Source organism: Mesorhizobium sp. LNHC252B00 (assembly GCF_000502955.1).
Classification (GTDB): Bacteria; Pseudomonadota; Alphaproteobacteria; order Rhizobiales; family Rhizobiaceae; genus Mesorhizobium.
In genome coordinates this window covers 1-611 of record NZ_AYWO01000108.1, presented here as the reverse complement: position 1 = coordinate 611, position 611 = coordinate 1, and the positions used below count along the sequence as shown (strand labels likewise).

1 protein-coding gene is annotated in these 611 nt (G+C 60.9%); it reads right to left on the bottom strand.

All coding sequences use genetic code 11. The features are described 5' to 3' along the window. Window positions 1-86 precede the first annotated feature (86 nt). On the bottom strand, window positions 87-611 hold a 525-nt coding region (gene lptC / locus X744_RS139695; protein ID WP_023763249.1), incomplete at its 5' end, for an LPS export ABC transporter periplasmic protein LptC.

The following is a 611-nucleotide window of genomic DNA, read 5'->3' as shown; positions in this document are numbered from 1 at the left end:
CCTGGCTGGCCGCTCCCGACTGCGCCAGCGCCGGCGCCAGGCTGAGCAGGAACAGCGCCGAAGTTGCGGCCGCAAGCCGTGTCGAACTATTGAGCCACATTCGCTTCTTCGCCCTTTGCCTCAGCCGCCTTTAGAACGGCGGGATCGATGTTGACACGAACCTTGTTCTCGAACACCAGGATCTTGCCATTGTCCTGGACCGACATCGAATCCGCCCTGATCTGCGACCCGCCACGGCTGACATCGACGGGATCATCCGTCTTCATAGTGCCTTTGCCCATGTCGAGGAAGACCGATTTGAACTTGGCTTGCAGGCCGTCGGTCGTGGTGATGGTGACGTCGCTGTTCAGCTTCATCGTATTGCCGTCGCGATCGTAGGTACCGCGCGAGGCTTTGATCGCCGCGACATTGTCGGGGGCGATCGGCACCTTGGCGTCTATGCCTTCGAGTTCGATGATGCCTTGCGTGCTCACATCCTGGATGGCACGCAGCGCCGTCATCGAATAGGGCTGCTTCTGCTTGGTGAACCCGTTGAGTTTGGGATTGGCCATCACCAGCTTGCCGTTGGAGAAGGCTGTGCCTTCGGCCTGCACCGCGACGGAGACGGGCGC